This window comes from Micromonospora phaseoli, from assembly GCF_900109115.1.
Classification (GTDB): Bacteria; Actinomycetota; Actinomycetes; order Mycobacteriales; family Micromonosporaceae; genus Micromonospora; species Micromonospora phaseoli.
Window position 1 is genome coordinate 129,365 of sequence record NZ_FNYV01000013.1, and the last position, 19,738, is coordinate 149,102.

Consider the following 19,738-nt stretch of genomic DNA (forward strand, 5'->3'; position numbering starts at 1 on the left):
GTCCTCAGCGGAAGAAGGCGCGCAGGATGGCCGCGTTCTCGGTCGCCAGCACGCCGCCGTAGACCTCGGGGCGGTGGTTGAGCCGGCGGTCGCGCAGCACGTCCCAGAGGGAGCCGGCGGCACCGGTCTTCGGTTCCCAGGCGCCGAAGACCACGGTCGAGACCCGGGCCAGCACCGATGCGCCGGCGCACATGGTGCAGGGTTCAAGGGTCACCACCAGGGTGCAGCCGTCCAGCCGCCAGTGCCCCAACCGCTGGGCCGCACCACGCAACGCGAGCACTTCGGCATGCGCGGTCGGGTCGCCGGTCAGCTCCCGCTCGTTGCGGCCGATCGCCAGCTCCCGGCCGTCCGGTCCGTAGACCACCGCACCCACCGGCACGTCGCCGGACAGGCCAGGATCACCGACGCCCACCGCCACGTCGCGCCCACCCGCGCCCACCGGCACGTCGCCGGGCAGGTCGGGACCACCCGCGGCCGGGTCGGAGGCACCGCCCGCCGACGCCGGCGCGGCGTCGTCCGGGCCGGTCACCGCGACCTCGATGGCCCGGCGCATCCAGAGTTCGTGCCGCTGCCGCCGGCCGGTGCCGGTCGGGTCGGCCAAGCCCTCGTCCGCCCCCGGGCCGACGCGGCCGAGCGAGCCGGGCGTGGGCTGTCCCGGCCGCACCGTGCCCAGCGCCGGGTCGGTCACGTCGGCGGGCTCGGCACCGCCAACCGGCCCCGCACCGCCAAGCGGGCCGGCACCGCGCGCAGACGCGGTATCAGCCGGCTCAGACCTCACGCAGCTCCTCGACCTCGTCGACGCAGCCCAGCACCTGGCAGATCTCGGCGGTGACGTCGGCCGGCATCATCCCCTCGTGGGCGCAGAGCGACAGCAGCCGCTGCGCGGGGATACCCAGGTCGGTGAGGAGATCCGCCTCGCCCACCGGGTCCGCCTCCGGGTCGACGGCGGGCTGCTCGGTGTCGTCCCCACCCGTGGCGGCCGGACGCGCCTCCTCCGTGTCGTCCAGTCCGGTGACCGACGTCTTGAGGTCACCGACCAGCAGGGCACCCAGCCGGGATTCCTCCGCGTACGCCGAGTCGGAGCCGAAGACCCGCAGGTCCTCACCCTCGTCGAGACGCAGGATGACCAGGTAGGTGTCGTCCGCCTCGACGAAGAGCAGCGACAGGTCGGCGTCCGGAGCGGCGTCACGCAGCCGATCGGCGACCTCGTCGACGTCGGCGGTGCCCCGCAGGTTCAGCTCGGCGGCCGTCCAGCCGCCCTTTTCGCGCAGCACGGCCGCAGCGAAGTACGACACGGTTCCCCCAAGTTGCCTCGGCACAGCACACGCCGACCCGTTAAGCGTGCAGGTTAGCCGGTCGGGTCGGCAGGCGACCGGTCAACGCCCCGAAGGGCCGGTCATTCCTGGGGAAGGATCTCCGAGGTGTTCAGCCGGCCAGTCGACGGCGGGTGGCGATCAGCTGGCGCAGCCGCTCGGTGCGGGCGCGTTGTGGCCGTTCACGTTCGCGTACCGAGCGCGCATCCGCCAACTGCGCCAGCAGTTGTAGGCGACGGCGGCTGCGGTCGGGGTCCATCCGCGGAGTGGTCCAGGCCATACCGGGAGAGTGCCGAGTTACGGCGATCCAGTCAAGATGGGTTTCAGTGCATGCACGACGACGCACCGCAGTCACCGCCGGTGGGGTCACCAGAGTGGCCAGTCTCCGCTGGTCACCCACCTGGTGACGACCGCGGCGGTGACGATGCTCAGGCCTCCGGCGGTGACGATCGCTATCCCGGCGGCGGCCCCCCGGTCGCCGTACCGGGCCAGCACCAGGGCGGCGAGCCAGGCCAGGCCCGCGGCGAGCAGCGTCCACCAGGCGTACCCGGCGAGGCTGCGCCCGAGCAGGCCGAAGAGGCCCAGCCAGGCGATCGTGCCGATGGCGCCCGCCGCGACGCTGGCGCCGCCGACCGGGTGCGGTTCCCGGTAGGTGGGGCGTGGGGGCCGCCCGGAGGGGAAGAGGCCTGACGGGTTGTACGGCATCATCGGTGCCCGCACTCCTCCCACGCATGGACGGCTGTCCGTTCACCGTACCGAGTCTGTCAGGATGACCGGGTGGTCTCGCTGACGATCGGACGCCGCCCGGCGTACGCGCTGCTGCTGGTGTCGGTGTTCGCCGTCGGCGGCTGCGGGGCGCCGCCGGCGGCCGGCCCGACGGCCGCGACCAGCTCACCGTCTGCCGGCACGCCCGCCGCCACCGGTACGCCCGCCACCGGCACGCCCGCCACCGCCGGCACGCCGGCCGCGACCGGCTCGACGCCGGACACCGCCGACCAGCCGGCGGCGACGGCGGTGCCGACCCGTGCGGGGTTGCCGCACGTCTTTCCGGTACGCGCGAAGAAGGTGGCCTACCACCCGACCCATTCGGCGTATCCGGGGACGGACATCTTTGCCGACTGCGGCGAGCCGGTGGTCTCGGTCACCGACGGCACGATCGGCGAGGTCAGCCGCCGTGACCGGTACGACAAGCGGGGTCCGCAGGGGCCGTACAACGGCGGCCTGTCGGTGTCGGTGCTCGGCGATGACGGGGTGCGTTACTACGGCTCGCACCTGACCGAGATCACCCCGGGCATCGACCCGGGGATACGGGTCCGGGCCGGTCAGCAGCTCGGCACCCTGGGCCGGACGGGCAACGCCAACAACGTCTGCCACCTGCACTTCGGCATCTCCCCGCCGTGTCTGGGTGAGGACGGTTGGTGGATCCGTCGGGGTGTCGTCTGGCCGGCGCCGTACCTCGACTCGTGGCGCAAGGGCGGCAACCGCGAGCCGGCGGCCGAGGTCGCCGCGTGGCACCGAAAGCACGGCTGCCCGGCGAAGCCGCCGACGCGCTGAGCCGACGCATCGCTCGCGGGCCGGCTGGCGGATCGCTCGCGCGCCAGCGGGCGTGTCGCGTCATCTGCGTTTCATCAGTCGGAAACATTGACGCAGGTCTTGCCGGTGAACTACCGTCCGGTTAACCACCGAGAGAGCGCTCTCTCACCCCCTTAACCTGACAATACCGACGAAGCGTGCGCCGACCGGCGCGGCCGGACCGGCACGCGATGGAGGAAAGATGCGACCTCCCGTCCCACGCCGCCCCCACCACCGGCTGCTGGCCGCCACCGCCGCGGCGGCCCTCGTCCTCGGCGGCCTGGCCGTCACCGCCTCCTCCGCGGCGCAGGCCGCCCCGGTCGGCGCCGGCAGCTACACCACCACCCCCGTCGGCCCGCTCCCCGGCGGCTGCGGGAACCTGACCACCAACCCCCGGCAGTTCGCCACCACCGCCGCCCCGCCGGGGCCGGTACCCACCAACGACTGGTGGTCCTCGCTGCTCTGGAAGCGCCTGAACTGCACCTTCAGCGAGCCGCTGCACGCGCACCCGGTGGCGTACCAGCCGGTCACCGACGGTCTGGGCCTCTCCGCCACCTCCACGCCCACCATCACCGGCACCGCGACCGGCGTCGGCGAGTTCAAGTACCCCTACGTCGAGGACATCCGGGTCGGGGTGGCCGGGCTCGGCGCCCCCAACGTGCTGGTGGACGACTGGACGGACTGGACGGTCACCCCCTACTGGAGTGACGGGTCGCGGACCCTGCGCGCCACCATCGGCCACGGTCTGCCGTTCGCGTACTTCCGCAGCAGCGGTGGCGACGCGGTGATCAACGCGACCGGCGGTACCCCCACCGTCTGGTCCAACAGCGGGACCACCATCGGCTTCACCGTCCGCGGCCACGACTACGTGGCGTACGCGCCGACCGGCGCCAGCTGGACCGTCAGCGGCAACCGGATCACCTCCACCCTCGCCGGGCGGGGCTACTTCTCCGTCGCGCTGCTGCCGAGCACCGGCGACAGCACGGCCCGCGCGCAGCTCGCCAGCACCTACGGCCAGTACGCGCACGCCCACGTCACCGGCACCCGCGTCGCCTACACGTACAACCAGGCGAGCAGCCGGGTGGAGACCCGCTACACGTTCACCACCACGCCCCGCGAGGGCAGCGAGACGCGGACCGTGGTCAGCCTCTACCCGCACCAGTGGAAGGCCCTGTCCGGCGTCACCCCGATCACGCCGACCTACCCGTCGGCGCGTGGTCGGATGAAGGTGGTCACCGGTGTCGGCGAGTTCCGCACCTCGATGCAGTTCCACGGCGTACTGCCGGAGCTGCCCGCCGTCGCCACCGGCGCCGGAGCCGACCTGACCACGCTGCGGCAGCAGTTGGCGGCGGTCCGGAGCAACCCGATGGACCAGCGCGGCGGGGACACCTACTGGACCGGCAAGGGGCTCGGCCGGGCGGCCCGGATCGCCGAGATCGCCGACCTGGTCGGCGACGTCGAGACGCGGACCTCCGCGCTGAACGCGATCCGGTCCACGCTCAACGACTGGCTCACCGCCTCACCCGGCGAGACCGAGCGACTCTTCTACTACGACCAGCGGTGGGGCACCCTGATCGGCTACCCCGCCTCGTACGGTTCCGACCAGGAACTCAACGACCACCACTTCCACTACGGCTACTACATCGCCGCCGCCGCGACGCTGGCCAAGTTCGACCCCGCCTGGGCCCGCCAGGAGCAGTACGGCGGCATGATCGACCTGCTGATCCGGGACGCCAACAACTACGACCGGGCGGACACCCGCTTCCCGTACCTGCGCGACTTCGACATCTACGCCGGCCACGACTGGGCGTCCGGGCACGGCGCGTTCGCCAGCGGCAACAACCAGGAGTCGTCGTCGGAGGGGATGAACTTCGCCAACGCCCTGATCCAGTGGGGGCAGGCCACCGGGAACACGGCGGTACGCGACGCCGGCATCTACCTCTACACCACCCAGGCGGCGGCGATCCACGAGTACTGGTTCGACGTCAACGACGAGAACTTCCCCGCCGCGTTCGGGCACTCCAACGTGGGCATGGTCTGGGGCGACGGCGGTGCGTACGCCACCTGGTTCAGCGCCGAGCCGGAGATGATCCAGGGCATCAACCTGCTGCCCGTCACCGGTGGGCACCTCTACCTGGGCTACCACCCGAACTACAACTCCATCAAGTACGCGGAGCTGGTCCGCAACAACGGCGGTGAGCCGACCGTGTGGCAGGACATCCATTGGCAGTTCCTGGCGCTCGGCGACGCAGACGCCGCACTGGCGAAGCTGCGCGCCAACCCCGGCTACACCCCGGAGGAGGGCGAGAGCCGGGCACACACCTTCCACTGGGTCCGCAACCTGGCCGCCCTGGGCCGGGTCGACACCGGGATCACCGCCAACCACCCGCTGGCCGCCGTGTTCAACCGCAACGGAGCCCGGACCTACGTGGCCAGCAACATCTCCAACTCGGCGCTGACCGTACGGTTCTCCGACGGCACCCAGCTGAACGTGGCAGCCGGCCGTACCGCCACCAGCGGTGCGCACACCTGGAGCGGTGGCAGCGGCGGCGGCGGTGTGAGCCCCAGCCCGACGCCGACGTCTACTCCTACCCCTACCCCTACCCCGACGCCCACGCCGACTCCGACGCCCACCGATCCGCCGTCCAGCGCGCCGGTCCGCTACCTGCTGTCCGGCGGTGGCCTGGGCGCGGCCGGCACCGCCGGCACCAGCACGGTGGCCAGTGCCGGCGGCACCAACCGCGACGGCACGCCGACGAACCCGGTGGTGTTCACCGCGACCGGACTGAACCTGAACCACAACGGCGGGCAGACCGCGTTCGACCTCTTCCTCGACGCCGGCCAGTCGGTCGGCAACGGGGTACAGGCCCGGATCTCGTACGACCTGACCGGTGACGGGAGCTGGGAGCGGGTGGAGACGTACCGCTACTTCGCCACCGACCCGGTGCCGGGCTGGGAGCACTACACCCAGTCGGCTGGGCTGCACTCCAGCACCGGCGCCCTGGGCAACCTGCGCGGCGGCACCGTGCGGGTGGAGATCTGGTCCGCGATCGGGAACAACACCACCACCCTCGGCGTCGGTGACCGCTCACTCGTGCGGCTGCCGTACGCCTGACCCCTCGTACCACCACATTCCCGCGCCGCCGGTCGTCCCGCGACCGGCGGCGCGGGCGCGTAGGTTGCAACCCATGAGCGAGCGCCAGCGAGCGAATCATCAGCGCAGCGCGTCGGTGCCTCAGGGCGGCACGCAGCGCAGCGGAGTGCCGGCATGAGCCGCGATCCCGTCGCCGACCTACGCCGGATCGCCTTCCTGCTGGAGCGCGCGAACGAGGCCACCTATCGGGTACGCGCCTTCCGGTCGGCGGCGAACGCACTGGCCGCGATGCCGGGCGCGGAGGTTGCCGAGCGGAGCCGCGCCGGCAAGCTCACCGAGTTGGCCGGGGTCGGCGACGTGACCGCCCGCTGCGTGGCCGAGTCGCTGGCCGGCGAGGAGCCGGTCTACCTGCGCCGGCTGGTCGCCACCGAGGGCACCGACCTGGACGCCGAGGCCGCCGCTCTGCGTGCCGCCCTGCGCGGCGACTGTCACACCCACTCCGACTGGTCCGACGGCGGGTCCCCGATCGAGGAGATGGCGCTGGCTGCGGTGGAGCTGGGCCACGAGTACCTGGTGCTGACCGACCACTCGCCCCGGCTCAAGGTGGCTCGGGGGCTGACGGCGGACCGGCTGCGCCGCCAGCTCGACCAGGTGGCCCAGCTGAACGAGGCGCTGCCGGAGGGGTTTCGCATTCTCACCGGCATCGAGGTGGACATCCTCGCCGACGGCTCGCTCGACCAGGACGAGGAGTTGCTGGCCCGGCTGGACGTGGTGGTCGGGTCGGTGCACAGCGGGCTGAACGACGACCGGGCGAAGATGACCCGCCGGATGCTGGCCGCGATCGCCAACCCGCACCTGGACATCCTCGGCCACTGCACCGGCCGGATGGTGCTGTCCCGGCCGGCCGGGGTGACCGGACCAGGTGATCGGGGGCACCGTGCCCGGAGCCGCCCGGAGAGCAACTTCGACGCAGACGCTGTCTTCGCGGCCTGTGTGGAGCACGACACCGCCGTGGAGATCAACTCCCGTCCGGAGCGGCAGGACCCGCCGAAGCGGTTGATCCGGCGGGCGCTGGAGGCCGGCTGCCTCTTCGCCATCAACACTGACGCGCACGCCCCGGGTCAGCTCGACTGGCAGCGCTTCGGCTGCGAGCGGGCGGCCCGCTGCGGCGTCCCCGCCGACCGCGTGGTCAACACCTGGTCGGCCGACGACCTGGTCGCCTGGACGCACAGCTGACTGCCGCCCGAGCCTGCGCCCAACCACCCGGCTCACCGGCGTTCGTCGTATCGGCGGGTTTGCGGTATCCGGGCCTGGCGGACACCGCCACTTCGGCGGAACGGAGCTGATCATGGACCTGGCCGGGACGGTAGGCCGGACCGGGCCACGGTCAACGGGCGGCGGGCTCGACGACGGGTACCGTCGGGGTGCCCACGCCCGGCGCGGCCCGGCGACGCCGCCGGCCGATCAGGCCCTGCGACACGGCGACGCCGAGCAGCACGATCAGCGCGCCGACCGGCTGGTGCCAGGTGAGCCGCTCGTCGAGCACGACGACGCCGATCAGCACCGCGAAGACCGGGATCAGGTAGGTCACGGTGGACGCGGTGGACGCTCCCACGATCCGGATGTTGCGTAGGTGGATCACGAAGGCCAGCCCGGTGCCGAGGGCGCCGAGTGCCAGCACCGCCGCGAGCACCCGGGGGGACAGCGTCGTCGGCAGCGGCGGCGGGCCGGCCACGATCGGCGCCACGATGGCGAGCTGGACGGTGGCGACCACCAGTTGCGCCGCCGACAGGGACAGCCCCGACAGCGAGCTGCCGGCGATGAACTTCTTCTGGTACGGGATGGCGAGGCCGTAGCAGGCCGCCGCGCCGAAGCACATCACCTGGCCGATGAAGTGTGCCCCGCCGACGCCCTGCCAGACGCCGAGCACCACCATCACCCCGGCGAAGCCGAGGGCCAGCCCGACGGCACCGCGTACGCTCAACCGCTCGGTGCGGAAGAGCAGCACCGCCAGGGGCAGCACGACCAGCGGAGTGGTGGCGTTCCAGATGCCGGCGAGCATCGACTCGACCCGCTGCTCGCCGTAGCCGAAGAGGGTGAAGGGCAGCGCCACGCCGAAGGCGGCGATCACCGCGAGGTGGCCCCAGACGCGTGCGTCGCGAGGCAGCCGGTCACGCAGCACCGCGAGCACCACCAGCAGCGTCAGCGCGCCGGCGGCGACGCGGTAGAGGGTGAGGTGCAGTGGGTGCAGCTCCGCCACCCCGACCTTGATGAACAGGAAGCTGGAGCCCCAGATCGCGGCAAGGGCGACGAAGCCGGGCAGCCAGCTCCGCAGCGCCGGCCGGTCAGGAGTCAAGTCCGCTGTCACCCCTGACACTCTGCTCCTGGGGCACGACATTGTCCCGCGGATTTCGGCCACCGTGTCGCGCACCACAGAAACCACCTACATTGGTAGGGCGTTGATCGACCGAGGAGGCGTCCCCGTGGGCGATGCCGACGCGCTTCGACCCCGCCGACCTGCTGCCCTGACCCGAGGGCGGCGTGCACCATCGGCGCTCCCGCCTCGCGTAGGGTTCGCAGCGTGGGACGAATCGACGACCTCGCGAACCGTTACGTGGCCGACTGGGCCGAGCTGAGCCCGACCGGCGCCACCTACGTCGGCATCGCCGGCCACGACGACCGGCTGGACGATCTATCACCGGAGGGGTACGCCGCCCGCGCCGAGCTGGCCCGGCGCGCCCTGGCCGACCTCGACGCGACGGAGCCGGACACGGAGGCCGAGCGCACCGCCCGGGAGGCGATGCAGGAGCGGTTGGGACTCGAACTCGACCGCTACGCCGCCGGCGAGACGACCAGCGAGGTCAGCGTCATCACCAGTGGGTTGCACGAGATCCGGATGGTCTTCGACCTGATGCCGACCGAGGGCGACGAGGCGCGGGCCAACATCGCCAGCCGGCTGAACCTCTTCTCCGGTGCGCTGGAGGCGTACAAGACCACGCTGCGCGAGGCGACCGCCGCCGGGCGGGTCAGCTCACGGGCGCAGTTGCTGGAGGTGGCCAAGCAGTGCGACAGCTGGGTGGACCCGGAGGGCGACAACATCTTCCACGGGTTGGTCGAGCGGCTCGGTGCTGACGGCACGCTCGGTGCCGACCTGCGCAGAGGTGCGGCGGCGGCCACCGCGGCGACCGCCGAGTTCGGCCAGTTCCTGCGCACCGAGCTTGCCCCGCACGGCCGGGAGAAGCAGGCCGCCGGGCGGGAGCGCTACGAACTTGCCTCGCAGTACTTCCTCGGTGCCCGGGTCGACCTCGACGAGACGTACGCCTGGGGGTTCACGGAGCTGGCCCGGCTCGAGGCCGACATGCGGACGGTCGCCGCGCAGATCTGCGGCCCCGGCGCCACGATCGACGACGCGGTGGCCGCGCTGGACGCCGACCCGGCCCGCACCATTCAGGGCAAGGACGCCTTCCGCGACTGGATGCAGGAGCTGGCCGACCAGGCGATCAGCGACCTGAACGGGACCCACTTCGACATTCCGGAGCACGTCCGGCGGATCGAGTGCATGATCGCGCCGACCAGCGACGGCTCCATCTACTACACCGGCCCCAGCGAGGACTTCGCCCGGCCGGGCCGGATGTGGTGGGCGGTGCCGCAGGGCGTCACCGACTTCTCCACCTGGCGTGAGGTGACCACCGTCTACCACGAGGGAGTACCCGGGCATCACCTCCAGGTCGGGCAGACCGCCGTCCGGGCCGAGCTGCTCAACCGCTGGCAGCGGCTGCTCTGCTGGGTCTCCGGGCATGGCGAGGGCTGGGCCCTTTACGCCGAGCGGCTCATGGACGAGCTGGGCTACCTGGAGGATCCGGGCGACAAGTTCGGCATGCTGGACGGCCAGGCGTTCCGTGCGGCCCGGGTGATCGTCGACATCGGGATGCACCTGGAGCTGGCGATTCCCGCGGACAATCCGTTCGACTTCCACCCCGGTGAGCGCTGGACGCCGGAGCTGGGCTGGGAGTTCCTGCGGGCACACTGCCGGGTACCGGACGAGATGCTGCGCTTCGAGCTCAACCGTTACCTGGGCTGGCCGGGGCAGGCACCGTCGTACAAGGTGGGCGAGCGGATCTGGCTTCAGGCCCGGGACGACGCCAAGGTACGCAAGGGTGCCGACTTCGACCTACGGGAGTTCCACCGGCAGGCGCTCGACCTGGGCGCGCTCGGGCTCGACCCGCTACGCCGGGCGCTGGCCCGACTCTGAGTTCGTCAGACCGGCGTGCAGACGCCGGGGGGCGGACCCGTCTGGGCCCACCCCCCGGCGCATGTTCGGCTGCTCAGCCGGTCACTTCTTCTCCGACTCGTCCTGCGCGGGCCGCTGGCTCGGCACCGTCGGCTCGTCGGACTTCCAGTTCGTGGACGCGGGCGGGATCTCGTCGGTCAACGGCCCCGCCGCCCGCTCGTCGTCCCGCACCACCGGCTGGTCGACGCGGGTCGGCGTCGGGTCCGCGGCCGGTGCCGCAGCGGCCGGTTGGGCGGCGCGGGCCGGCGCCGCGTGCGCGGCCGGCCGGGCCGGAGTACGGCTGCGCGAGACCAGCAACGCCACGATGATCAGCACCAGCCCCAGTACGGCGAGCCCGAGCGGCGCGAACACACCGAGGAGGTTGAGCTGGCCACGGCTCTCCTTGGCCCGCTCCACCGACGAGGAGACGGTCTCCTCGTTGTAGGAGAAGTCCGCGTCCAGCAGCGTCACCGGCGTGCCGACGTTCGGCACCAGCACCTTCTTCTGCTGCTCACGGACGTTGACGTAGGAGCCGGTGACCGGGTCGACCCAGACCGTACGGGTGTTGCTGTAGACCACCTCCCCCGAGGTCGCGCCCGGAGCCAGCGCACCGAGCAGCAGGGCCACCCGGTCGGTGGCCAGCGGGAGCTTCTCGTCGGTGATGACCTGCTCGTAGCGGTACGCCTCGAGGCCGTCGACATCCTCGGTGCCCTTGAACTCCGCCATCCGGGTCTGGCGCAGGTCCCGGTCGAAGACCTCGTAGTTGCCCTGCGCGGCGTTGAACGGGAACTTGTACACCTGGCCGGCGAAGGAGATCTTCTCCGGGGTGCCGCTCTCGTCGAGGAACTGCTCGTTCCACTCGACGGCCGCTCCGGAGACCCGGTCCAGCGCCAGCTCAGCGCCGTAGGCGCTGACCAGCGCCTTGGTGTCCGTCCGCTCGACGGTCTGGCCGACCTGCCAGACGACACTGTCACCGGCGAGATCGCCGCTGAGCGCGGCGGTCTTGTCGCGCTCCGGCGTCACCTGGACGGTGGACGCGAGATCGGCCTGGTTGATGGCGACCGCACCGTTGGTGATCTGGAGGAACGTCGCGCCCTTGGCCTCGGCCACCGAGGTCGACGGATCCAGGTCGTAGGGCAGTTTGGTCATCGCCGGCTTGACGACGAAGACCAGCCCGGCGGCGAGCGCCAGGAGCAGTACGCCGCCGCCGAACAGCACGGCACCCACGGCGCGGTGCTTCATGTTTTCCTCCCTGAGGAGCTCAATTACGTCGATGTCGATCAGTCAGATTGCCGCGAGGTTACTACCTGGTCACATAGCAACGCGACCCCCGGTCAGCTTTGTTTTCTCCACCGCGCCGGGCTGTCGTTCCCCGGTCCGGCGCAGTACGAGCACGAAGTTCCACGCCGCCACCTCACGGATGCCGGGCACCTGGATCACCCACCGTGCCCACCACGGGTGGTAGCGCGGCAGGGCGTCCAGCACTTCGACGTCACCGTTGCCCCGGGCCCAGCGCAACGTGTCGGAGATCGAGACCGGAAAGAGCGTTTCACGGAAGCGGTTCTTCGGCGCTCGTCCCATTCGCCGTTCGTAACGGCGGCGGGCCCGCTCGCCACCGAGATAGTGCCAGGGTGCGGTCTCGTGCCCACCCCACGGCGACAGCCAGGGGGTGTACGACACGAAGAGCAACCCACCCGGCCGCGTCACCCGCACCATCTCGTCGAGCATCCGGGGTGGCTCGGCGACGTGCTCCACCACGTTGGACGAGAACGTCACGTCCACGCTGCCGGTGCGGACCGGCAGCGCCGTGCCGCTGCCCCGCAGCATCCCCGCCACCGACTCACCGGCGGCGGAGAAGTCACCCACGTCAGGGTCCAACCCGACGTAGCGGGCACCGGCTGCGCGAAACGCCGTGGCGAAGTATCCCGGCCCGCCACCCACGTCGAGGACCGTCCGGCCGCTCAACGCGGTGTAGCCGGAGACCTGGCGCACCGAGTCGGTGGCCAGCAGCCCGTAGAAGTGGTCGGGGTCGGTCTGCTCCACCAGGAACGCCCGGAACAGGGTCACCGAACGGCTCAGGGTGGCGAACCGACGTCGATCCGCCCGAAGCGCCCGGTCGTCCGCTGTCGTCACCGCGCCACCGTCCCGTCCTCGCCCTTGCCCTGCGCCGCTGTCGACGGCTCACCGGACGTGCCCGGCGTCACATCATGCGGGATGGTCGGTTCGGGCCGCACACCGGGGACGGGCACCACCGCGGCAACCACCGCGCCGATCGCGACCAGCATGGCCGCCTGCACCCACGAGCGGTACGCCCACTCCTGCCCGTGCCCCTGCAGGCGCCCGGCCACGGCGGTCGCGGTGGCCACCGTCAGCCCGCCCAGCACCACCACCGGCAGGGCCCGCACGGCCAGTTGCCGCAGCAGCATCGCGGCCAGCACGATGGCCACCGGCAGCACCCCGCCCAACGCGGCGAGCAGCACCACCAGCAGCACACCGATCGCCCAGCCCGCCGCCTCGGCCGGGATCGCGTACCCTCCGCCGGCGTCCGGTCGTGACCGGCGCCGCACCGGCCAGACCGCCAGGGCCACTACCCCGACCACCAGGACCGCGCCCACCGCCAGCGCATTGCGGTACGCGTCGTCGGGTGCGAAGACGAGCCGGACCTCCCCGCCGCTGCCAGCCGGCAACACCCACGCCTGCTGCCATCCGTCCACCCGGGTGGGGGCCAGCACCTCTCCGTCGAGGGTGGCCGTCCAGCCGGCGTTGGCGTTCTCCGGCACCACCAGCAACGCCCGGTCCCCGGCGGCAACCCGTACCGTCCGATCGGTCGGCGCCCAGCCCAGCACCGTGACCGCCCGAGATCGGGGCGCGGCAGTCCGGTCATCGTCCGGTCGAAGGGCCGCATCCTGCACGACGAAACCCGCCGAAGGGTAGGTCGCCAGCCGGTGTCCCCCCGCCGGCAGGTCCAGTACCGCGCCGTCCTCCCCGCAGATGCGGACCGGCACCGGCCGCCCGGCCAGCACGTCCGCCAGGTCGGCGGTGATCGAGGTTTCGTAACGGAAGCCGTCCAGCTCGACGGTCGGGCCGTCGCCACACGATTCGACCAGCCGAGTGTCGGCGTCGATCGGGCTCATCAGGCTGGCCAACGCCGGGATCTCCACCTCGGCGACACCTGCGGTGGCGGGCCAGCCGTTGCCGCGCTGATCGGCGAGGCGATACTCGGTCTCCCGCACCACGATCTCGATGCGGTCGGTCCGGACCGCCGGGAAGCGGACGGTCCCGTCGGCGTCCACGGGCACCTCCACCTCGCGGTCCGCGGCGCGGATCTCCACCCGCTGCGGCAGCGAACCGACCGGCGACTGGGTGGCCCGCAACCGCAGCCGGTCGATCCGGCGCTCCCCGGACCAGCTCAGCGCAAGGGTGGGACGCAGGTCGCCGGTGTCGGCGAGCCAGGCCGTGCCCGGGTCACCGTCGATCGCCGCGTGCGCCGCCACCGACGGGTCACCGCCGAGCCGCGACGAGGAGGTCGCGGTCACCTTCGTGCCGGTGAGCGTCAGCTCTCCACCCGGCCGGGGCACTGCGGTCAGCTCCATCCGGTACGTGCCGGCGGCCGGGTTACGGAACAGCCGGTCCAGGCCGAGTGGCTCCTCACCGACCCGGGCCAGGAACCGGTCACAGCGGATCACCGTACCGGCCGCCCGGGTCGTCGCCCCGGCCCCGCCCGAGCCGCCGCTCGGCACCGGTTCCGTGCCGCTCGCCGAGGTGGGGTAGCAGGGTGTTCGGTCGGCCGGCCCTCGGCTGAACACCCAACTGGGCGGCGCCGACAGGTCGGTCGGCAGGTCGGTCGGCGCGCGCAGCGCGCGGCGGGGTTCGGTGTCCGGGATGGACAGCTCCCGGATTCCGACACCGCCGTCCAGGTGACCATCAGCCATCTTCAGCACCGTCACCCGCACCCGGCTGGTCGGCCCGGGCAGCGTGTAGTACGAGTGACCGCCCAGCGTGGGGGCCACCTCGTGGTCCACCGAACCCCGGTCCGTGGTGATCCGGAACCTGCTCACCGGCCAGCCCACCGCGAGGTCGCTGACGAAGGCCAGGCGCACGCTCTCCACCTGACGCGGCGTGTCCAGGTCCACCTCGAGCCACTGGCCGATCGGGCCGACCAGCGGTGCCGAGTGCCAGGCGGTGGCGTACTCCCCGTCGACCGCCGCGAACGGCAGGTGCGACGGGTCGGCCGGGCCGAGGGTGTCCACGAAGCTCACCGCCGAGGATGCCGTCACCTCCCGGATGCCCTGGTACGTCGCGGTCGTCTGGTGCCGTTGCGCGGCGAAGGGCAGGAGGTCGAGGGCGACCCGCCCCTGCCGTCCCGGCTCGTTCGCGGTCAACGTCTGGGAGAGGTTGTCCCGCACCCGACCGATGTCGCGTTCCCGGCGTCGCAGGCCGTCGGTGACGATCCACGATTCGCCGACGGCGTCCGGGGAGTCGTCCCGGTCGCCGGCGAGGACCACCGGCCGGTCCCGTTCCACCACCCCCTGTTCCAGCAGGGGCAGTAGGGACTCGGGGCCACCGCTGACTGTCGGCACGTCGGCGGTGAGCACCGCCGAGGCGGTCGGCACCGGACGCCGCACCTCGTACACCTCGACCGCCGGCAGGGAGCGGGTGCCGTCGTCCACCGGGCTGCCGAGCGTGCGGGACAGCGCATCGGTGGTGCCGAAGGTGGCCACCCGGGCGATGCCCGGCGAGTCGGCCAACGCCCGGCGCAGCACCGCCACCGGCGGCGCGTCGGCCTGGGCCACCCGGTCGATGTCGTTGCGCAGCAGCAGATGCCGGAAGCCGGAGCGGGCGAGCAGGTCGGCCAGCCCGGCCGAGCCCCGGCCGCTGGCCAGCACCTCCTCGACGGTGTCCATCATCCGGGTGTTGCCGGCCGAGCCGAGCGGCACCTGGTGGCGGACCGCCCACGGCGCGCCGGCCAGCGCCTGCATCGGTTCGTCGATGGTGCGCCCCCACTCGTACTGCCCGAAGCCGGTACCGGGCACCAACAGCGTGCGGGCCAGCGCGTCGCGGTCGGCCAGCCAGGTCGCCGCGGCGCGCCAGTGCGGCGGCAGGTCGGACCAGCCCGGACCGGGGCGCAGCAACCCCAGCCAGGCCGGCGCGGCAGCCCCCAGCACGAGCAGCAGGACCGGCACGAAGACCAGCGGGCGCAGTCGGATCCCGGGCCGGCGTCGGGCCAGCGCGTTGTGCATCCGGGTGGCCACCGCGTCGACGCCGTGCGCGAAGCCGAGCATCAGCGGCAGCCGCAGCACCGGGTCGAGCTTGTGCACGTTGCGGAACGGGGCCAGCGGGCCGTCCAGCAGGTCGCGGACGATCTCGGAGAGCGGGCTGTCCACCGCGCCGACGTAGCCGATGGTGAGCAGGGTCAACCCGGTGAGGAAGCCGGCCACCAGGAACCGCCGCTCGGGCAGCAGGTTGCCGGCCAGCCCGGCCAGCCCGATCAGCGCCACCACCGCGGTGAGCGCCATCAGCACGGGATGGTCGATCAGCAGCCATCCCGCGGGCCACCACGGGTCGCCCTGCACGATGTACGCGACCCACTGGTTGGTGCCGCGTACCGCCTGGAACAGCGAGGCCACCGCCGTGGTGGTGGTGGAGGACTCGATGTGGTCCAGGAATGGGAGGCTGTACTGGCCGAGCAGCAGCAGCGGCACGATCCACCACAGGCAGACGCCGACCACGCAGACACACCACCAGCCGACCAGCCGCAGATGTGGCCCGTCCCAGCGGCGGGTGAGCAGCCAGACACCGGGCAGTACCAGGGCCAGCAGCACCACCGCCGCGTTGATCCCGCCCATGCCGAGCACGGCCAACGCGGAGAGCGCGGCGGCCCGTCGCGGTGACCCGATCCGGCGCACGGTGACCAGGGGCAGCAGCACCCAGGGCAGCATCGAGGCGGCGAGTGTCTCGGAGGAGAGCGCACCGACCTCGGTGAGGATCCGGGGGGCCAACGCGTAGCCGAGGGCCGCCGCGTACCGGGTCGGTTCGGTGCCGATGTTCAGGGCTCGGGCCAGCCGCAGCAGCCCGTAGAACGCCGCGGCGAGCAGCAGCGCCGTCCACAGCCGTTGGGTGATCCACGGCGGTACGGCCAGCAGCTGCCCGACGGCGAAGAACGGTCCCATCGGGAACAGGTAGCCGTACGCCTGGTTCTGCAGTTCCCCCGAGGTGGCTTCCGGGTTCCACAGGTGCAGCGCACGGGCCATGAAGTGGATCGGGTTCGCGGCCAGATCGAGTTTGGTGTCGAAGGTGACCTGCCCGGGCCGCTGACCGAAGGCGATCGCGGTGAGCAGCAGCAACGACAGCAGCGTGCCGGGCGAGCGGCGCAGCCGCGCCAGCACCCGGCTCATCGGCGGCACTCCGGGGGCAGGCAGCTCAGGTCGGCCAGGGCCGAGAAGAAGATGCGCCGCATCCCGCCGGGCTGCTCGGTGACGAAGACCCGCCCGCCGGTGACCTTCGCGATCGCGTTCAGCTCCTCGGGGTCGATGTCTCCGCCGAGGCCGATGAAGATGATCGGCAGCGGGCGACGCGGCTCCTGCAATCGCCTGAGTTCGGCGAGGAAGTCGGCTCGCCCGATGCTGTCGCCGTCCTCGTTGCGCCCGTCGGTCATCACCAGCACCAGGTTGATCCGGCCCGGCGTCCAGTTGCGCCGCGCGTCGCGGTACGCGGCCAGGGTGCTGTCGTAGAGTCCCGTGCCGCCCTGCGCCTTGACCTGCAGGCCGGCCAGCGCCTCGGCCAACTGCTCACGCTGACCGCCCAGCGGGGCCACCGGCAGGACCTCGCGGTAGTCCCGTTCCCCGTCGACCTTGGTGGAGAAGGCCCAGATGCCGAGTTCACTGTTGGCCAGCAGCAGTTCCGCACCCTCCTGGGCGGCCCGGACGGTGGCGTCGAGCCGGGTCCCGCCGTCCGGCACCGTCGCCGCCATCGACCCGGAGATGTCCAGCAGGGTGAGGATCCGGGCGCTGCGCTGCACGCCGCTCCAGCCGGTCAACACGTCGCTGACCGTCTCCTCGGTCGGCAGCGGGACCGGCCGACGTTCCTCGGCGAGCAGCCGGTCGTCATCGGGCATCGCCGGTGGAAAGCCCGCCGCGGTCCGGAACCCGTAGCCGGTGAACACCTCCCGGGCCGGGGCGGCGAGCAGCTTGGCCAGGAACGCCGCGGCGGCGTCGCGTGGGCGGTCCTGCGTGCCGGGCAGCACCACGTACGGCAGGTCGAGCCAGGGGACGGCGATCTCCGGGTACGCGGCGACCAGCTTGCCCTCGGCGGCCAGCGCGTTGTGTTCGAGGACGGCCTGTTCGCTCGCGGCGACGATGTCGGCCCGGCCGGGCAACTCACGGTTCGGGGTCAACGGACCGTCTTCCCCGGCCGGGCTGTAGGTCCGCTCGGCGAGGCGCCGCAGCGTCGCAGCCACGGTCGCGGCCGAGTCCCCGTTTTCGTCGGCCAGCACCCGGACGCCGAGCAGGGCACCGACACCGGCCGGGTCGACCGCCGGATCGGGCAGCCCCACCCGGACCGTACCCGCCCGGGAACCGAGCAGCGACGCCCAGTTCAGCCGCTTGTCCGGCCAACCCGATCGGCGCGCGACGCGCTCGCCGACCGCCAGCACCACCGGAGTGCTCGCCACCGAGGTGCCCTGCCCGGGCACCTCGAAGGCGCCCGAGGCACGCGCCCGGCGAAGCCAGAACGTCGACTCGGGCAGCCAGGCGTCCGCCACGTCGCCACCGTCGGCGAGTTCCCGGGCGACGGTCACCGAGGGCCGGGCCTGCACCTCGACCGACACACAGGGCTGGCTGCCGGCGTTGGCCCGGGCGACGCGGTCGACGGCCGGCGCGATCACCGGAGCGGCCACCACCCGGAGCCGAACCTGCTCCACGCAGGTCGGCGTGCCCCGATCGGCCCGGACGTACGCCACCGCGGCCCAACCGGCCAGCAACAGCACGAGGGCGGCGCTGAGCAGCACCACCGGCGAACGGTGGGACAGGGCGCGCGCTGGCGCGGGACGGTCGGCAACCACCGCCGCCTCACCTCCTCGTCACCCCTGCGGACGACGTCCCACCGCAGGTCACAACTTCGGCAGCGACGAGATCGGGCACCGGGCACCGGGCATCGCATGCGGTTGCGCTGCACACCCTGCCAAGGTTTCCGCTCGTCGGCAAACCCCCGTTCGGCGACCCACCATCGGATCGTCGCTGCCGGATCTGCCCATTGCGCGCGTGGGTCGGACCGCCCTAGGGTGGCGCGATCGTGCTCACTTACTCACCGGTAGGAGCAGCGTGGACAACTCCGGCACCCCCTCCCGCCATGTCCTGTTCCTCAACTGGCGAGACACCACCAACCCCGAGGGCGGCGGCTCGGAGGTCTACCTCGAGCGGATCGCCGCCGAGCTGGTCACCGTCGGTCATCGGGTGACTCTGCTCTGTGCCGCTCACGACAATGCCGGTCCGGCCGGCGCCACCGATTCCGGTGTGCACGTGCTGCGGCGCGGTTCCCGGATGACCGTCTACCTCCGCGCGGCGCTGACCTGTCTCGCCGGCCGGTTCGGGCTGGGCCCGCTGAGCCGACGCGGTCTGGGCCGGCCGGATCTGGTCGTGGACGTCTGCAACGGCGTGCCGTTCTTCGCCCCGCTCTACGCCGGGCGGCCCGTCATCGCGCTGGTGCACCACGTGCACCGGGAGCAGTGGCCGGTGGTGTTCGGCCCGTGGATGAGCCGGCTGGGCTGGTGGATCGAGTCGTGGCTGGCGGTGCGGCTCTACCGGCGCTGCCGGTACATCACCGTCTCCGAGGCGAGCCGGGCCGAGCTGACCACGCTGGGGGTGGCCGCGGACCGGATCGACGTGGTGCCCAACGGCACGCCCCCGGTGACCGGCCCGGCACTACCGCGCACCACGCATCCGTCGCTGCTGGTGCTCGGCCGTCTGGTGCCGCACAAGCGGGTGGAGATCGCCCTCCGGACGGTCGCCGAACTGGTCACCGAACTGCCCGACCTGGAACTGGTGGTGGCCGGGCAGGGCTGGTGGGAGGAGCCGCTGCGCGAGCTGTCCGCCTCCCTCGGGATCAGCGACCGGGTACGGTTCACCGGCTTCGTCAGCGAACAGGAGAAGCACGCCCTGCTCAGTTCCGCCTGGCTCGCCCTCACCCCGTCGCTCAAGGAGGGCTGGGGCCTGACCATCGTGGAGGCCGCCGCGCGCAGCACTCCCACGGTTGCCTTCCGCTACGCGGGCGGGGTCGCCGAGGCCATGGTCGACACCGAGACCGGCCTGCTGGTCGACGACGAGCGACAGTTCACCGCAGTGGTGCGCGAACTGCTCGCCGACGACGTGCGGCGCAAGTCGATGGGCGAGGCGGCGCTGGCCCACGCGGCCCGCTACACCTGGACGGCGACCGGCGCCCGGTTCGCCCAGTTGGTGGAGCAGGCGACCGTCCGCGCCAACTGACCGACGAGGT

The 19,738-nt window shown here is 72.4% G+C and carries 14 protein-coding genes; 5 read left to right on the forward strand and 9 right to left on the reverse strand.

Annotation, left to right across the window (positions count from 1 at the left end; all coding sequences use genetic code 11):
• Positions 1–4: 4 nt before the first annotated feature.
• The 4 genes from BMY89_RS26010 to BMY89_RS26020 all read right to left on the reverse strand — a co-directional run bounded on the left by BMY89_RS26010 (position 5) and on the right by BMY89_RS26020 (position 2,021).
• Positions 5–553, reverse strand: coding sequence for a nucleoside deaminase (locus tag BMY89_RS26010; RefSeq protein WP_092382730.1), 549 nt, complete (start codon positions 551–553; stop codon positions 5–7).
• 214 nt (positions 554–767) lie between these two features.
• Positions 768–1,295: a tRNA adenosine deaminase-associated protein gene (locus tag BMY89_RS26015; protein ID WP_092382701.1), complete on the reverse strand. Its 528-nt coding sequence runs from the start codon at positions 1,293–1,295 to the stop codon at positions 768–770.
• 130 nt (positions 1,296–1,425) lie between these two features.
• Positions 1,426–1,593: a hypothetical protein gene (locus BMY89_RS30580; RefSeq protein WP_170147777.1), complete on the reverse strand. Its 168-nt coding sequence runs from the start codon at positions 1,591–1,593 to the stop codon at positions 1,426–1,428.
• An 86-nt stretch (positions 1,594–1,679) separates the two neighbouring features.
• Complete coding sequence (locus BMY89_RS26020) at positions 1,680–2,021, reverse strand: hypothetical protein (RefSeq protein WP_092382731.1); 342 nt, start codon at positions 2,019–2,021, stop codon at positions 1,680–1,682.
• Between the two features lie 357 nt (positions 2,022–2,378).
• Between BMY89_RS26020 and BMY89_RS31585 the strand changes: the two genes are divergently transcribed.
• The 3 genes from BMY89_RS31585 to BMY89_RS26035 all read left to right on the forward strand — a co-directional run bounded on the left by BMY89_RS31585 (position 2,379) and on the right by BMY89_RS26035 (position 7,215).
• A complete protein-coding gene (locus tag BMY89_RS31585; protein WP_372433303.1) occupies positions 2,379–2,867 on the forward strand; it encodes a M23 family metallopeptidase in 489 nt (162 codons plus the stop codon).
• 220 nt (positions 2,868–3,087) lie between these two features.
• The gene (locus BMY89_RS26030; RefSeq protein ID WP_092382703.1) at positions 3,088–6,000 is read left to right on the forward strand and encodes a glycosyl hydrolase; all 2,913 of its coding nucleotides are present in this window, start codon (positions 3,088–3,090) and stop codon (positions 5,998–6,000) included.
• Between the two features lie 153 nt (positions 6,001–6,153).
• Complete coding sequence (locus tag BMY89_RS26035) at positions 6,154–7,215, forward strand: PHP domain-containing protein (protein ID WP_092382704.1); 1,062 nt, start codon at positions 6,154–6,156, stop codon at positions 7,213–7,215.
• A 151-nt stretch (positions 7,216–7,366) separates the two neighbouring features.
• On the opposite strand, the gene BMY89_RS26040 is transcribed toward BMY89_RS26035, so the two are convergent.
• Complete coding sequence (locus BMY89_RS26040) at positions 7,367–8,347, reverse strand: DMT family transporter (RefSeq protein WP_175510426.1); 981 nt, start codon at positions 8,345–8,347, stop codon at positions 7,367–7,369.
• A 213-nt stretch (positions 8,348–8,560) separates the two neighbouring features.
• On the opposite strand from BMY89_RS26040, the gene BMY89_RS26045 reads away from it, so the two are divergent.
• Entirely contained in the window at positions 8,561–10,231 is a 1,671-nt protein-coding gene (locus BMY89_RS26045) for a DUF885 domain-containing protein (RefSeq protein ID WP_092382706.1), read from the forward strand.
• An 81-nt stretch (positions 10,232–10,312) separates the two neighbouring features.
• Here BMY89_RS26045 and BMY89_RS26050 read toward each other — a convergent pair whose 3' ends face one another.
• The 4 genes from BMY89_RS26050 to BMY89_RS26065 form a co-directional block, all read right to left on the reverse strand.
• Positions 10,313–11,491 (reverse strand): cell envelope lipid trafficking protein PgfA, encoded by a 1,179-nt coding sequence (locus BMY89_RS26050; protein WP_092382707.1) that lies wholly within the window; start codon positions 11,489–11,491, stop codon positions 10,313–10,315.
• Between the two features lie 69 nt (positions 11,492–11,560).
• Entirely contained in the window at positions 11,561–12,382 is an 822-nt protein-coding gene (locus tag BMY89_RS26055) for a class I SAM-dependent methyltransferase (protein ID WP_092382708.1), read from the reverse strand.
• Positions 12,379–16,644, reverse strand: coding sequence for an alpha-(1->3)-arabinofuranosyltransferase (locus BMY89_RS26060; protein ID WP_232521552.1), 4,266 nt, complete (start codon positions 16,642–16,644; stop codon positions 12,379–12,381). The genes BMY89_RS26055 and BMY89_RS26060 overlap by 4 nt, the downstream gene beginning before the upstream one ends.
• Complete coding sequence (locus BMY89_RS26065; protein WP_092382710.1) at positions 16,641–18,308, reverse strand: substrate-binding and VWA domain-containing protein; 1,668 nt, start codon at positions 18,306–18,308, stop codon at positions 16,641–16,643. Before BMY89_RS26065 ends, BMY89_RS26060 begins: the two co-directional genes overlap by 4 nt.
• Before the next feature lie 259 nt (positions 18,309–18,567).
• Between BMY89_RS26065 and BMY89_RS26070 the strand changes: the two genes are divergently transcribed.
• Positions 18,568–19,728 (forward strand): glycosyltransferase family 4 protein, encoded by a 1,161-nt coding sequence (locus BMY89_RS26070; protein ID WP_092382711.1) that lies wholly within the window; start codon positions 18,568–18,570, stop codon positions 19,726–19,728.
• Positions 19,729–19,738 lie beyond the last annotated feature (10 nt).

What these genes read in the sequence shown, in the direction of transcription:
- BMY89_RS26010 (WP_092382730.1), bottom strand. Translation starts at nt 553, where the DNA reads ATGCGCCGGGCCATCGAGGTCGCGGTGACCGGCCCGGACGACGCCGCG.
- BMY89_RS30580 (WP_170147777.1), bottom strand. Translation starts at nt 1,593, where the DNA reads ATGGCCTGGACCACTCCGCGGATGGACCCCGACCGCAGCCGCCGTCGC.
- BMY89_RS26020 (WP_092382731.1), bottom strand. Translation starts at nt 2,021, where the DNA reads ATGATGCCGTACAACCCGTCAGGCCTCTTCCCCTCCGGGCGGCCCCCA.
- BMY89_RS26030 (WP_092382703.1), top strand. Translation starts at nt 3,088, where the DNA reads ATGCGACCTCCCGTCCCACGCCGCCCCCACCACCGGCTGCTGGCCGCC.
- BMY89_RS26035 (WP_092382704.1), top strand. Translation starts at nt 6,154, where the DNA reads ATGAGCCGCGATCCCGTCGCCGACCTACGCCGGATCGCCTTCCTGCTG.
- BMY89_RS26050 (WP_092382707.1), bottom strand. Translation starts at nt 11,491, where the DNA reads ATGAAGCACCGCGCCGTGGGTGCCGTGCTGTTCGGCGGCGGCGTACTG.
- BMY89_RS26060 (WP_232521552.1), bottom strand. Translation starts at nt 16,644, where the DNA reads ATGAGCCGGGTGCTGGCGCGGCTGCGCCGCTCGCCCGGCACGCTGCTG.